General features: G+C 48.7%; 12 protein-coding genes. 2 read left to right on the top strand and 10 right to left on the bottom strand.

The genetic code is table 11. The features are described 5' to 3' along the window. Nucleotides 1–4: 4 nt before the first annotated feature. The 10 genes from fadB to apbC all read right to left on the bottom strand — a co-directional run bounded on the left by fadB (nt 5) and on the right by apbC (nt 12,124). Nucleotides 5–2,158 carry a fatty acid oxidation complex subunit alpha FadB gene (gene fadB / locus JQX58_RS11955; RefSeq protein ID WP_204147097.1) on the bottom strand — a complete coding sequence of 718 codons (2,154 nt, stop codon included), beginning with the start codon at nt 2,156–2,158 and terminating at the stop codon, nt 5–7. A gap of 297 nt (nt 2,159–2,455) precedes the next feature. After that, a complete protein-coding gene (locus JQX58_RS11950) occupies nt 2,456–3,223 on the bottom strand; it encodes an enoyl-CoA hydratase-related protein (RefSeq protein WP_204147096.1) in 768 nt (255 codons plus the stop codon). Nucleotides 3,224–3,310: 87 nt separating this feature from the next. Then, nucleotides 3,311–4,984: an AMP-binding protein gene (locus JQX58_RS11945; protein WP_204147095.1), complete on the bottom strand. Its 1,674-nt coding sequence runs from the start codon at nt 4,982–4,984 to the stop codon at nt 3,311–3,313. Nucleotides 4,985–5,050: 66 nt separating this feature from the next. Further along, a complete protein-coding gene (locus JQX58_RS11940; protein WP_204147094.1) occupies nt 5,051–5,368 on the bottom strand; it encodes an SCP2 sterol-binding domain-containing protein in 318 nt (105 codons plus the stop codon). 17 nt (nt 5,369–5,385) lie between these two features. Continuing rightward, on the bottom strand, nt 5,386–7,185 hold the full coding sequence (locus JQX58_RS11935) for an acyl-CoA dehydrogenase C-terminal domain-containing protein (protein ID WP_204147093.1): 1,800 nt from the start codon (nt 7,183–7,185) through the stop codon (nt 5,386–5,388). Between the two features lie 174 nt (nt 7,186–7,359). Beyond that, nucleotides 7,360–8,385 (bottom strand): CobW family GTP-binding protein, encoded by a 1,026-nt coding sequence (locus JQX58_RS11930; RefSeq protein ID WP_204147092.1) that lies wholly within the window; start codon nt 8,383–8,385, stop codon nt 7,360–7,362. Nucleotides 8,386–8,447: 62 nt separating this feature from the next. Continuing rightward, nucleotides 8,448–8,900, bottom strand: a complete 453-nt coding sequence (locus JQX58_RS11925) for a hypothetical protein (RefSeq protein WP_204147091.1) — start codon at nt 8,898–8,900, stop codon at nt 8,448–8,450. Between the two features lie 204 nt (nt 8,901–9,104). Further along, nucleotides 9,105–10,301 carry a formaldehyde dehydrogenase, glutathione-independent gene (gene fdhA / locus JQX58_RS11920; protein WP_204147090.1) on the bottom strand — a complete coding sequence of 399 codons (1,197 nt, stop codon included), beginning with the start codon at nt 10,299–10,301 and terminating at the stop codon, nt 9,105–9,107. Between the two features lie 162 nt (nt 10,302–10,463). Next, the gene (gene dcd / locus JQX58_RS11915; protein WP_204147089.1) at nt 10,464–11,048 is read right to left on the bottom strand and encodes a dCTP deaminase; all 585 of its coding nucleotides are present in this window, start codon (nt 11,046–11,048) and stop codon (nt 10,464–10,466) included. An 8-nt stretch (nt 11,049–11,056) separates the two neighbouring features. Then, nucleotides 11,057–12,124, bottom strand: coding sequence for an iron-sulfur cluster carrier protein ApbC (gene apbC, locus JQX58_RS11910; RefSeq protein WP_204147088.1), 1,068 nt, complete (start codon nt 12,122–12,124; stop codon nt 11,057–11,059). A 222-nt stretch (nt 12,125–12,346) separates the two neighbouring features. On the opposite strand from apbC, the gene metG reads away from it, so the two are divergent. Both metG and rsxA read left to right on the top strand, forming a co-directional pair. After that, nucleotides 12,347–14,395: a methionine--tRNA ligase gene (metG, locus tag JQX58_RS11905; RefSeq protein WP_204147087.1), complete on the top strand. Its 2,049-nt coding sequence runs from the start codon at nt 12,347–12,349 to the stop codon at nt 14,393–14,395. Nucleotides 14,396–14,630: 235 nt separating this feature from the next. After that, on the top strand, nt 14,631–15,212 hold the full coding sequence (gene rsxA, locus JQX58_RS11900) for an electron transport complex subunit RsxA (RefSeq protein WP_204147086.1): 582 nt from the start codon (nt 14,631–14,633) through the stop codon (nt 15,210–15,212). The last annotated feature ends 8 nt before the right edge of the window (nt 15,213–15,220 follow it).

The raw sequence follows: 15,220 nt of genomic DNA, 5'->3' as shown, positions 1-15,220 counted from the left end.
GTGGCTATTGATAAGTGTGGTAACGACGCTGGTTAGCAGCCATCTCACGCATACTATCGGTTGGTTGATAAAGCTTGCCTAGGTGGGCAAAGCGGTCTGCTAGTTCACAAAACGCCGCCAATCCCATTTCATCCATGTAATGCAAAGCCCCGCCTAAATACGGAGGAAAACCTATGCCGTAGATAAGCCCCATATCCGCTTCTGCTGCGCTGCCAACGATGCCCTCTTCTAAGCAACGGGCGGTCTCAATGCACAGTGGAATCATCATGCGCGCAATGATGTCTTGCTCGTCTAGATCAGATGGTTGATCCTGCAAGCTCTGAACGATCTCTTGCGCTTCACTGCTGTTTAGTTTTTTTGGTTTGCCTTTTTTATCGGTCTCATATTGATAAAAGCCACTGCCGCTCTTCTGACCATAGCGCTCAAGCTTAAAGAAGCGATCAATGGCGTTTTCACCTTCGTGACCCATACGGTCTGGGAAGCCTTGCGCCATTACTTGATCTGCATGGTAGGCGGTATCGATGCCGACCACATCCAATAGATACGCAGGCCCCATAGGCCAACCAAATTTTTCCATCACTTTATCAACGGTTTGATAATCGGCACCGTCTTTTAATAAGGCACTAAAGCCCGCAAAGTATGGGAATAACACACGGTTAACCAAGAAACCTGGGCAATCATTGACCACAATGGGCGTTTTACCCAGCGCCTGAGCGTAAGCGACGGTTTTGGCGACGGTCGCATCAGAGGTGTGCTGCCCTCGAATCACTTCCACCAACGGCATGCGGTGTACAGGGTTAAAGAAGTGCATGCCACAGAAGTTCTCGGGGCGCTGTAAAGCACTGGCCAGATGGTTGATGGAAATGGTGGAGGTGTTGGATGTTAGTACTGCGTTGGTGTCAATCACTTGCTCTACTTCCGCCAATACTGATTGTTTAACCTTTGGGTTTTCGACCACGGCTTCGACCACTAGATCCACCTTATCAAATTCGCCAAAGCTTAATACTGGCGTAATCGCAGACATGGACTGCATGGCTTGCTCAGCACTTAATTTACCGCGCTCGATCTGCTTACCAAATAACTTGCTGGCCTCACTCATCCCCAACTCTAGCGCTGGCTGGCGAATATCTTTCATGATGATGGGGGTACCTTTAGACGCTGATTGATAGGCAATACCGCCACCCATAATGCCCGCGCCTAACACAGCTGCGTGCGCTACCGGCGTAGCTGTTTTAGTATATTTGCCAGCGGCTTTTTTAACGGCTTGATCATTCAAAAATAAGCCAACCAGTGCCCGCGCCACGGGAGATTTGGCCAGTTTGATAAAGCCTTTGATCTCTGTCTCGATGGCTTTCCCGATCGGCTGAAAAATGCCTTTTTCGATGGTTTTGATGGCTTCCATTGGTGCTGGATAATGTTTGCCTGCTTTGCCTTTGACGACGCCGCGTACAGACTCAAACACCATCATTTTTTCTATCGGAGAAAACGTCATCGGTGCGCTAAGGGCTGCACGTCGTGCTCGGTAGTCAAACTTACCCGCCAGCAGTTGTTGCACTAAGCCATAGGCGGATTCAAGCACAGCATCTTTGGCGACGACCGCATCGACTGCACCATCTTTTAATGCATCAGCACTGCGCTTTTGCTGACCGCCGCAGATCCATTCACAGGCGTTGTCAGCACCGATCAAGCGTGGCAAGCGCACCGTGCCACCCCAACCTGGGTAAATGCCCAGCTGTGTTTCCGGTAAGCCCACTTTGGCATTGTCGGCCATGATTCGATAATCACACGCTAGGCACAGCTCAAAGCCACCGCCCAGCGCTAAACCATTAATCGCGGCCACCGTCGGAAAAGGCAACTCAGATAAATCTTTAAAGATGGCGTGGGTCTGAGCCAACTTATCGCTCAAAGCATCGTCTTCTAACTTAAACCAGCCCATAAACTCGGTAATGTCTGCACCGACCACAAAGGCCTCTTTGGCGCTCGTAATCACCAAAGCCTTGATGCTGGCATCGCTACCAAGCTCGGTGATCACTTGACCTAACTCCGCTAACGCCTGAGCACCGAATTTATTGACTGAGCTGTCTTGTAAATCCAGTGTTAGGGTCGCTATTCCTTCTTCGGTCGATGTCACTCGAAGCGTTTTTCCTTCGAATTTCATAGTCGCCTCCACCTTTTTATTGTCGGGCCTTACGGCGTGCTTGCGTGCGGCTACATGCGCGGATACGCAAGTGTGTATTGGTTATTGTTTAAGATTAGATAGTTGGTAAACATCCTCAATAACAAAAAGAACTCGGTTTGCTAACATTTTGTATCAAGCATGCAGCAAGGCAAAAAAAAGCCCCACTGGAAACAGCAGGGCAATTACATTTGCTTGGTTGGCGAAACCGAGGCGCTACCACAAAAAACGGTAGCAATAGGTGAAGTTTAGTTCAGTTTTACCGTTTGTCTAGTTTTGTTAACGGTTTAAAAAATGCTCAAACTTCGATTTGGCTTCTGGGGATTTGAGGCGATCTTTGAAAATCCGCCCTTCACGCATTAAGGCCATTTGTATGTCATCCAAGGTGCGACACTTGAGTAACTCTTTGGACAGCATCACCGCCTCGTTAGGCAGCGTAGCTAGCCGCTCGGCATAGGTTTGCGCTAAATGTAGCGTTTCGCCACTTTCACAAAGATGATTAACCAAACCAAGCTGCTGCGCTTCCTGCGCCAAAACAGGATCGCCAAGCATTAATATCTCAAAGGCTTTTTGATGACCCACCAGTTTGGGTAATAAGTAGCTTGAGGCGGCTTCTGGTACGAGCCCTAGCTGTACAAACGGAAAGATGAGCTGGGTATCGCGTGCCGTAAACACCATGTCACAGTGCAATAAAATCGTGGCAGCAACGCCCACGGCACGCCCTTCGACGGCGGCAAAAAGAGGTTTTTTATAGGTGGTAATCGCCTGTAGAAAAGACATAATTGAGGCCATTTTCTCAGGCGCATTGGCAATTTCTAGAAACTCATTGATGTCATTGCCAGCTGAGAAATCAGGCCCTTTGCCAGTGAGGATGCTCACTTGCACCGTATCATCCAGCTCCGCGCGATGCAGGGCGTCGCTGAGTGCTTGATACATATCGACCGTCATGGCGTTCTTTTTCTCGGGCCGATTGAGCGTCAATATCTGAATACCGCTAGCAATCTCCTCAGTGATCCATTCTGTGGTTGTTGGATGAGTCTGCAACATCTTAGCCCCCTACTCGCATGACGATAGCCACAGTATTACACTGTCTCGGCCAAACAACCACTACCAAACAGGCTAAGCTGCAAGGATTTATTCATCGCGCAGCGCACGACGCAGAATCTTACCGACGTTGGTTTTCGGCAGCTCTTGACGTGTCTCAAAGTGACGCGGCACTTTGTAAGCAGCCAGATGTTCGCGACAAAAGTCGTGCAGCGCTTGTTGATCCAATGTTTCACCTTCGCGCAACACCACAAAGGCTTTCACGGCTTCGCCAGTTTTTTCATCTTCGATACCGATCGCTGCCGCCTCAAGGATACTTGGATGCATGGTGAGTACATCCTCGACTTCGGTCGGGTACACATTAAACCCTGAGACAATGATCAAGTCTTTGGCACGATCAACAATGCGCAGATAACCGTCGTCTTGCTGCACGGCAATATCGCCGGTGATCAAAAAGCCATCGTCGGTCATGACTTCGCGCGTGGCAGCTTCACGTTGCCAGTAGCCACGCATCACCTGTGGTCCTCGCACACATAGCATGCCAGGCTCATTATTGGGTAACGACTGGCCGTTATCATCAAGGATCTTGATATCGGTACAAGCAACGGCTAGACCGATCGTGCCGATTTGCTCTTCGCCAACTGGATTGAAGGCAACCACTGGTGAGGTTTCAGTCAGGCCATAACCTTCAGTGACGGCGCCCCCTGTAATCTCCTGCCAACGCTCGGCAGCCGCATGCGTCAGCGGCATGCCACCGGATGCCGTTAGTTTTAGGCCAGAGAAGTCGACGCTTTTGAAGTCCTCTCGGTTACAGAGCCCTGCAAACAAGGTGTTTAAGCCAATAAAGCCGCTAAAACGCCATTTCTTTAGCTCTTTAACAAAGGCAGGCAAATCCCTAGGGTTTGGGATCAAAATAGAATGCGCACCATACTCAACCAGCGTCATGGCGTGAATCAAGAAGGCGTAGATATGATACAAAGGCAACGGCGCAATAAAGACTTCTTCACCATCGTTTAAAAGATGATCCAGACGACCTTTGAGTTGATGCATGTTAGAAATAAGGTTGGCATGGGTCAGCATGGCCCCTTTGGCCACACCTGTGGTACCGCCAGTGTATTGTAAGACAGCTAAGTCGGTAAGCTTCAGCTCAGCAATCTGTGCGGCATGATGGCTGCCAAGCTCCAGCGCCTTGTTAAACGCAACCGCTTGCGGCAACGAATAAGCTGGCACGAGTTTTTTGACGTATTTGACGACCGAGTTGATCAGTAGGCGCTTAACTGGGCTGTGTAAATCGGCAATTTCGGTCACGATCACATGCTTAATCGACGTCTTTTCGAGGATTTTCTCGACATTGGCTGCCATATTGGCGAACACTACCACCGCTTTCACCTCGGCATCGTTAAACTGATGCTCCAGCTCATGCGGCGTGTACAGCGGGTTGGTGTTGACCACCACCAAGCCTGCTTGCATGGCACCATAAACAACAATCGGAAACTGAATAACATTGGGTAGCTGAACCGCAATCCGATCACCTGGTTGCAGGTCGGTATGCTGCTGCAAGTAAGCTGTAAACGCATCGGCTTTTTGCTTCAACTCGCGATAAGTAAGCGTGCGTCCGACACTGGTAAAGGCCGGCAAATCGGCAAATCGTTTGCTGGCATCATGCATAATATCCAGCACCGAATGAAACCCTTTTGGGTTTAGCTCATCCGGCACATAGCTTCCCGGTGCGTTACCGGATGATATGTCACTGTTATTCAGCATAAAACTTCTCCGTTATTGTCATTATATGGAGATAACTAAAGCTTACTCTGGTCTATTTGTGTAAGCCTATGGGGTCGGAAATATTTGCGTTAATTTCGTTGCCAACATCATATCGCCATCAGCTCGAATTTTACCCTGCATAAAGGCTTGCATGCCATCTACTTCGCCAGACATAACTTCTTTCAGGGTGTCGCTATCCATACCTAAGGTTACCGTTGGATCATCATGCTCCCCTTCGCCGAGTTCACATGCTCCTTCGTCAATCACAATGTAGTGCGCACTGGCATCGTCTATCTCAAATTGAAATATAGCACTGATATCGCCAGCTGCCGTGGCATCAAAACGCGCGACCATGGTTTCAAAAATGGTTTTCACTTGACTCATAGCACTCTCCTTCACGATTAACGATTAAAAAACTGCGCTTCGTCCATGGCCATTAAACTTTCAGCTCCGGCCAATACCATCTGAGCGTGGCCTTTGGTACGCGGCAAAATACGCTCAAAATAAAAAGCAGCGGTATGCAGCTTGGCTTGGTAAAACGCCGCATCTGCATCGCCTTGTTCAAGTTTTTGCTGCGCTACTACTGCCATGCGTGCCCAGAAATACGCCAAGGTGACGTAGCCTGAGTACATACAATAGTCGACGGATGCAGCACCCACTTCTTCGCGATCTTTCATTGCCTTCATGCCAACTTGCATGGTGATCTCACCCCACTCTTTATTCAGTGCATTAAGTGGTTTGATCAGATGCGCAATGGCGTCATTATCTTCGTTGGCCTGGCAAAATTTATGAATGACTTTGGTAAACGCCTTAAGTGTCTCCCCTTGGCTCATCAGCACCTTACGGCCTAATAGATCGAGCGCTTGTATCCCCGTGGTGCCTTCATAAAGCATGGCAATACGACTATCACGTACGTTTTGCTCCATACCCCAATCGGCAATGTAACCATGACCACCATAGACTTGTAAGCCATGGTTGGCCGCCTCAAATCCGGTTTCGGTCAAAAAGGCTTTGGCTATTGGAGTCAATAACGACAATAAAGTTTCCGCCTGCTCACGCTCTTCTTCAGGCCCTGACTTCACGGTATCCACCAGCATTGAACAATAATGGATCAGCGCGCGACCGCCTTCAGCAAAGGCTTTTTGCGTCAGCAACATACGGCGCACATCTGGGTGTACTATGATGGGATCGGCCGCTTTTTCAGGCGCTTTAGGACCCGACAAAGCGCGCATTTGTAGACGATCTTTGGCATATGCCAATGAGTTTTGGTACGCCCATTCGGCGTGGGCAAGCCCTTGTAACGCGGTCCCTAGACGGGCGGTATTCATAAAGGTAAACATGCAGTTGAGGCCTTTGTTCGGCGGCCCAATCAAAAAGCCCTCAGCGTCATCAAAGTTCATGACACAGGTGGCGTTCCCATGAATCCCCATTTTGTGTTCAATCGAGCCACAGTGCACGGCATTGCGCTCGCCGACTGAGCCATCGTCAGCGACTTTGAATTTAGGCACGATAAACAAGGAGATACCTTTGGTGCCAGCCGGCGCATCAGGCAAACGTGCCAAAACGATATGAACAATATTATCGGCCATATCATGCTCACCTGCCGAAATAAAGATCTTAGTCCCAGAGATACGATAACTGCCGTCATCATTGGGCGTAGCTTTGGTTTTGAGCATACCAAGATCGGTACCACAATGAGGCTCAGTCAGACACATAGTGCCGGTCCATTCCCCTGATACCAGTTTAGTAAGGTAAGTTTGTTGCTGTGCTTCGGTGCCATGAAGCTCCAGCGTGTTCATGGCGCCATGGCTAAGACCTGGGTACATGCTCCACGCCCAGTTAGACGTCGCGACGAGTTCGGTGACCATCATACCAAGGGATTCTGGTAGCCCTTGACCGCCCATCTCTTCAGCATGAGACAGTGATGGCCAGCCGCCTTCGACATACTGCTGGTAAGCTTCTTTAAAGCCATCAGGTGTCGTGACAATGCCATCTTTAAATTGACAGCCCTGCTGATCACCCAGCTGATTAAGCGGCGCCAGTACGCGCTCAGCAAACTTCGCCCCTTCTTCCAAAATAGCGTCCACCATATCAGGTGTTGCCTCTTCGGCGCCGGCTAAGCTGGCATAGTGATCATGAAGACCTAATACTTCTTCGGTAACAAACTTAAGATCGCGTAAAGGCGCTTTGTAGTCAGGCATGGCACTCACCTCGATATCGTTATTATGTAAAAGCAGGTCCGCTCGCTATACCTTAAGCGTTGTCGAAAAGGACTTTTCTCTCAATAACATATCGAAGCAAGTTGGATAACAAAAACGCGCCAAGGCAAACTTAACCATGGCGCGTTTTACAGAGATTTGATCTTGGTAGTAGACTTAAAAAAGTTGCTTATTAAGCTCTGCTTGTAACTCATCAAAATCGGAAGACTCTGAAAAAATGCATTCAAATCTGGAGCTTAGGCTATCATCTGAGCGCGTTTCATAGCTTTCTGTGGAGGTGACATTCACTTGCTTCATGTGCCCGTCTACCTGCAGCGTGCCCTTAAAACGCCAGAAACTAGGTTGCGCTGTTAACCATTCAAGTAGCTGAGTAAAGCGCGCTTGGCTTAGCTGCCATTGAGGTTCGATTACCCAGCCAATGCTGCCCATCTCAAGGTCACGCTTTAAATAACAGACTGCGCCGGGGGCTGGCTGACTGGTGAAGGTCTTAGCGGAATGCTGATGTTCGTGATCGTGATCGTGATCGTGATCGTGATCGTGATCGTGATCGTGATCGTGATCGTGATCAGTCGAGCTTGCTAAGCGCGGGACATCAAGCCAAGCAGGATCACACTCCCCGTGAGCACTGAGGGCGATGACCGCTTTAGCCGGATCAAATTGCTTGGCAAAATCAATGAAACGCTGGGCGATGCCGTCTTCATACGTATCCGCTTTGCTGGCGATCAGGATGTCAGCATCGTCTATTTGGTCAAAAAACGCTGGATGTCCTAGATAACGCGGATTAGATAAGTTGCGCGCATCCACTAAGCACAGTGTTGCACAGACCTCTAAGACATTGTGATAATGCGCCGCACTCAGCTGCGCCACGATTTGGTGGGGGTGGCCAATCCCGGTTGGCTCGATCAGGATGCGATCAGGCTTGGCCGTTTTGATCAGCTCGTTTAACCCCACGGAAAAGGCGGCTGAAGAGACGCAACATAGGCACCCACCAGGCACTTGTTTAATCGCTACACCCGTGTCGGCTAACAGATCGCCATCGATCCCTACTTCGCCAAACTCATTGACCAAGACGGCCCATGTTTCATTCGCTGGCGCATTGGCCAACAACTGCTTAATCAAGGACGTTTTACCGGAACCTAAGAAGCCCGTAATGACATTTACCTTGATACCCTTATATTGCATGACACGTCCTTAAGCGAATAACGCTCGCTTATCGTTGCTTGAAGCTTAAGCACTAATAGTAACTATTTTGGGCGTACAGAATCATGAATACTTTCTTCTGAGACATGAGTGACATTACTTAACGCATGAATTTGCCGTTTCGCTTGGGCGACGATGTCATCATAGATTTTTAGTACTCTAGGATCAAAGTTAGGTGTGCTCTCAGCTTTCATTTTGACAATCAGCATCTGGTTGAGGAAGTTATTCAAAATGTGATGTGTGGACTTAACCATGGCTTGGTAAATCTTCACTTTCTCTTTGTTCATGGTGTTGTTTTTTGAGCGGCGCATCAGGTCAAACACCGCGAACATAATTAATATGACCAAAGGAATGATAATCTCATCCAGCTCCAAATGTTCCATTTCATCTAAGAACAGTATCATGGCTTCAAACAATTCAAGATCGAATATTACGGTTAGCGCATAAAGGGCCAATGCGACACCTGCACCAATGAATGTATAAAGGTAGTTCTTCATAACTTGGTTTTCCTACTCCATGCCACCTAGTGTTTGCCTATTGTGGTGTTTGTATCTTGCCATAAGTGTAGTCAAGATAGCGCTGCCGTGTTGCTATAACCCTCTGCTAATCATGTCATTAGGCGGTTCTTAAAAGCACTTCTCACCCAAACAAAAAAAGCCACGCTAAGCGTGGCTTTTTAACAATCAAAACGAAGCGATTAATTACGCTACGAATTCACCGTGTGGGTCCATTACGAATTTCTTCGCAGCGCCACCGTCAAAGTCAGCGTAACCTTGAGGAGCTTGATCTAGAGAGATCATTTGAACGTTTACTGCATCAGCAATCTTAACTTTGTCGAAAAGAATCGCTTGCATTAGCGCACGATGGTATTTCATAACTGGACATTGACCAGTGTGGAATGAGTGAGATTTCGCCCAACCCAAACCGAAACGCATGCTTAGTGCACCTACTTTCGCAGCTTCGTCTTCCGCACCTGGATCGTCAGTTACGTATAGGCCTGGGATACCGATTTGGCCACCCGCGCGAGTTACTTGCATTGCAGAGTTAAGAACTGTAGCTGGTGCTTCTTTGCCAGCGTTACAGCCACAACCGTGTGCTTCGAAACCTACACAGTCAACGAAAGCATCAACTTCACGCTCACCTGTGATTGCTTCGATCTTGTCTTCCATATCGCCTTCTTGACGTAGGTCGATTGTTTCACAACCGAAGCTACGAGCTTGCTCTAGACGATCTTCGATCATGTCGCCAACGATAACAACTGCTGCACCTAGAAGCTGAGCAGATACTGCTGCTGCTAGACCTACTGGGCCTGCACCGGCGATGTATACAGTAGAACCTGGACCAACACCTGCTGTTACACAGCCGTGGAAACCAGTTGGGAAGATGTCAGATAGCAAAGTAAGATCTTGGATCTTCTCTTTTGCTTGGTCTGCATCTGGGAATTTCAATAGGTTGAAGTCTGCGTAAGGAACCATTACGTAGTCAGACTGACCACCTACCCAGCCGCCCATATCTACGTAACCGTAAGCTGCGCCAGGACGGTCGCCGTTTACGTTTAGACAGATACCAGTCATGCCAGCTTTACAGTTGCGGCAACGGCCACAAGCGATGTTGAATGGTACAGATACGATGTCACCTACGTTTAGGAATTCTACATCGTCACCCTTTTCTAGGATGATACCAGTGATTTCGTGACCAAGAACCAAACCTTCAGGAGCAGTAGTACGACCACGGACCATGTGCTGATCACTACCACAGATGTTAGTTGTAAGAACTTTAAGAATGACACCGTGATTACATTTACGGCTACCTAGCGCCAATTCTGGGAATGGAATTGATTCTACAGCGACTTTACCTGGGCCCTTGTAGACTACGCCACGGTTAGACGGTTGAGACATAGAGTACTCCTTAACTGTTGTGGTTTTTATTCTATGAATTGCACCGGAGAAAGTAGCCCTCTACAAAAAATAACAGATGCCGAGAAACGCCTCTAAGATGTGCATTTACGACATCTGTTTCTTTTTTGAGCACTTTCAACCCAAACAGATTAGTCAAAAGTCTTATTGATCGCCACCAATTCGACTGCCAACCGCAGATTTTTGTCCACGGTACTTAGCATTGTCGCGTTTATTGTATGGGCGATCGGCAGAGCCTGACATGGTCTCGAAGTTAATGGCGCCAATGGTCATACCTGGGCGCAGTGCAATCGGCAATTTACCGCCATTTAAAAACTCAAGCACAATGCCGCCACTCCAACCAGGATCAATGCGGTGTGCCGTCACGTGCACCATAAGCCCTAAACGCGCCAACGATGAACGCCCGTCTAGCCATCCTACTAAATTGTCCGGCAGGGTCACCGACTCCAGCGTCACGCCAAGCACCAATTCCCCTGGGTGAATAAAGAACTGTTTATCATCATCGACGACAATTTCTTCACTCATCACTGACTCAATGGCGGCATTGAGATCGGCCTTTGGACCACTCAAATCTAGGTACGGTGCTGGGTGGCCTTGGAATACTCGAAACGAGTTACCAAGACGCAGGTCGCAGGAAACGCCACTGATCACACTGTCATCAGGGCGTGGCTCAATCGTAATGACACCATCGTCTAAGGCTTGGATAATGTCACGGTCACACAGTCGCATGGTCTACCTCAATCATCACTCATGCCGATTGTCGGCATTGAGAACTGTCCAGTTCGGGCCGCAAGAGTAGCACCAACTTTACGTGCAATCGACTGGTAAATGGCCGCTGTATCCGAATCAGGCGCACTGAGTACTGTCGGTTTACCGGCATCGGCTTGCTCACGGATGGACAGGCTTAGCGGCAGCTTACCCAACTCTTCTACGCCATACTCCGCCGATAAGGCTTTACCGCCCGCTTCGCCAAAGATAGCCTCGGCATGACCACAGTTAGAACAAATGTGCGTCGACATGTTTTCCACCACACCCAATACTGGGATGCTGACTTTATTAAACATCTCGATACCACGGCGCGCGTCTAGTAGCGCGATGTCTTGTGGCGTCGTTACCACTACAGAGCCAGCGACTGGCACTTTTTGTGACAATGTCAGCTGGATATCACCAGTACCTGGTGGCATGTCGACAAATAGGTAATCTAGGTCATCCCAGTCAGTTTGCGTCAGGATTTGCATCAACGCACCGGTGGCCATCGGTCCACGCCACGCCATCGGCGTTTCTTTGGTGGTCAAAAAGGCCATCGACATGACTTTAATGCCGTGTGCCGCCACCGGTGGTACAAAGTATTTTTCATCACGTACACGTGGACGCGTGTCGGCATCAAAACCTAGCAGCAGGCCTTGGCTTGGGCCATAAATGTCGGCATCCAAAATACCCACTTTGGCGCCTTCACGAGCCATCGCCAGCGCTAAGTTAACCGTGGTGGTCGATTTACCAACGCCACCTTTACCCGAAGCAATAGCGATGATGTTTTTCACCCCTTGCATGCCTGGATTGTTGGCATCTTGTGTCGAGCCTGCTTTGACGTCCGTGCGCAGCACTAGGCTGACAACTTGATCTAAGGCTTCTTCAACACGGGTTTTGATCGCAGCAAATTCCGTTTGCGCAGGATATGGTAGCGTCAAGGTCACGCTCAGCACGCCTTGGTGTTCTTCTACCTGCCATACTTTTCCGTAAGGCTTTTGAGTATTCTCATCAATTAGATTTTCTAATTGGCTAAGGACTTGAGGATTTACTGACATCTTCTCTCCTGCGGCGGACTGGCGCGGGCCCGCTCTGATTTATTAATTGAGTTGTGCCGATTGTGGGGGCAAATTGCGGAAAAGCAAGCCCGAAGCTTGCACGTTATGAGCGTGCTCTTATAATGTCGCGGTTAATTCTATTCATACTTTGGTCGGACTGACGTTTTGAAGCAAGTTACCGACCATTTTTGTTAAAAATTTTATCCAGCAGGCTTATATCGAATGGCACAATCGCAACGCAAGATCCTCGTCACCAGCGCCCTACCTTACGCCAACGGCTCTATTCACTTGGGTCACATGCTGGAGCACATTCAGACTGATATCTGGGTTCGTTTCCAAAAACTGCGCGGCAACATCTGTACAGCCGTCTGTGCCGACGATGCACACGGCACCGCGATCATGCTTAAAGCTGAGCAAAATGGCATCACACCTGAGCAATTGATTGATGGCGTACGCCAAGAACACATGGCCGACTTCAATGACTTTGGCATCGGTTACGACAACTACTACTCGACACACTCGCCAGAAAACCGTGAGTTCTCTGAAGCCATCTACAAAGCGTGTCGTGACAATGGCAAAATCTCTGTTCGCTCGATCACACAAGCCTACGACCCTGAAAAAGAAATGTTCCTAGCGGATCGTTTCATCAAAGGTACTTGCCCTAAGTGTAAAGCGGAAGATCAATACGGCGACAACTGTGAAGTGTGTTCTGCGACTTACACGCCAATGGAAATGATCAACCCGCGCTCCGTTTACTCTGGCGCAACACCGATCGAAAAAGAATCTGAGCACTACTTCTTTAAACTGCCAGAGTTCCAAGATTTCCTAAAAACTTGGACACGCAGCGGCACACTACAAGACCAAGTGGCTAATAAGTTGGCTGAGTGGCTGGACTCAGAATTGCACGAATGGGACATCAGCCGTGATGCGCCTTACTTCGGCTTTGAGATTCCAGATGCCCCAGGTAAATACTTCTATGTATGGCTAGATGCCCCGATCGGCTACATGGCGAGCTTCAAAAACCTGTGTGATCGCACCGAAGGTCTAGAGTTTGATGAGTACTGGAAAAAAGACTCTGAAGCGGAGCTTTACCACTTTATCGGTAAAGACATCATCAACTTCCACGCTCTATTCTGGCCAGCAATGCTTGATTGCGCAGGTTACCGCACACCGACTGCTGTGAACGCCCACGGCTACGTCACTGTAGACGGTGAGAAAATGTCGAAGTCACGCGGTACGTTCATCAAGGCGCGTACTTACTTGAACCACCTTGATCCACAGTACCTACGCTACTACTTCGCAGCGAAACTGAACTCACGCGTTGATGACATCGACTTGAACCTAGGTGACTTCGTTCAACGCGTAAACTCTGACGTAGTTGGCAAGGTGGTGAACATCGCCAGCCGTACCGCAAGCTTCATCAACAAGAAGTTTGATGGCCAACTACAAGCGACACCAGCCCAAGAAGCCATGATTCAAGAATTCGTCGACGCCGGTGATTTGATCGCTGAACTTTACGAAACACGCGAATACGGCAAAGCGATGCGTGAAATCATGCGCCTTGCAGACATCGCCAATACTTACATCGCCGACGAAGAGCCTTGGGTCAAAGCCAAGAACGAAGAGACACTTCCTCAGGTTCAAGAAATTTGTTCGGTATCATTAAATCTATTCGCCATCCTGGCCACGTACTTGAAGCCAGTGATGCCAAATATGGTCGCCGACGCGGAAGCCTTCCTAAACAAAGAGTTAACTTGGGATAACCGTAGCGAGCTTTTGTTTGGTCAATCAGTCAACAAATTCAAAGCCTTGATGGCGCGCATTGAAGCCAGCCAAATCGACGCTATGATTGAAGAAGGTAAAGTTGAGGCCGAGGCGGAAGCTGCAGCAAAAGAAGCTGCCACCGTTAGCGAAGAAACCGAGCTAAGCAAAGAGCCGATTGCGGATGAAATCAGTTTTGATGACTTTGCTAAAGTCGATCTTCGTATCGCCAAAATCGCCAAAGCTGAGCACGTCGAAAAAGCCAACAAGCTGTTAAAGCTGACATTGGATCTAGGCGGCGAAACGCGCACGGTATTCTCAGGCATCAAATCGGCTTACAAGCCAGAAGATCTAGAAGGCAAACTTACGGTGATGGTGGCGAACCTTGCCCCACGTAAGATGAAGTTCGGTCTTTCGGAAGGCATGGTGTTGGCAGCAGGACCTGGTGGTGAAGAGATTTACCTACTTGAGCCACATGACGGTGCTAAACCTGGCCAGCGCGTGATGTAATAGCGCCGCGACATAAGCCTTGCAACACTGCGCTAAGTCTCTTAGCGCAGTGTTTTTGTTATCGGGATAACCCAAGCTTATAAGTTCGATGTGCTATTCATATTCTAAAACAAACTAATTGCATGCCGCTTTAGACTTGTTAGTTATAAACAGATTGGTATAGTTACGCTTGGCCAAACTTGGTTAGGCAACCGCTCTCTTATTCGTATACACAACCATATTTATTGGACGCGAGATGACTGAATATCTCTTAATACTCGTCAGTACCATCTTGGTAAACAACTTCGTATTGGTACAATTTTTAGGTCTTTGCCCATTTATGGGCGTCTCTGGCAAATTGGAGACGTCGATAGGGATGGCAGCGGCGACCACGTTTGTACTGACACTATCAAGCTTATGCAGTTATCTGACGTTTGAATTTGTTCTCAAGCCATTTGGCCTTGAGTACCTTAAAACCATTTCCTTCATTTTGGTGATTGCCGTTGTGGTGCAATTCACAGAAATGGTGGTACACAAAACCAGCCCACTACTCTACCGTGTCCTCGGTATCTTTTTACCCTTGATCACGTCTAACTGTGCGGTATTGGGTGTGGCACTGCAAAACACGTCGAAGCAACATGGCTTCGTCGAGTCGATCCTATACGGCTTTGGCGCTGCGGTCGGCTTCTCGTTTGTTTTGATTCTGTTTGCGGCCATGCGCGAACGTATTAACGTCGCCGATGTGCCTGTGGTGTTTAAAGGATCGGCCATAGGTATGGTCACCGCTGGTCTGATGGCCCTTGCATTCATGGGCTTCACTGGTCTGGTACAAATCTAGGAGCCACT

The organism is Marinomonas ostreistagni (assembly GCF_016888445.1).
GTDB lineage: Bacteria > Pseudomonadota > Gammaproteobacteria > Pseudomonadales > Marinomonadaceae > Marinomonas > Marinomonas ostreistagni.
This window is presented reverse-complemented; position numbering and strand designations above follow the sequence as displayed.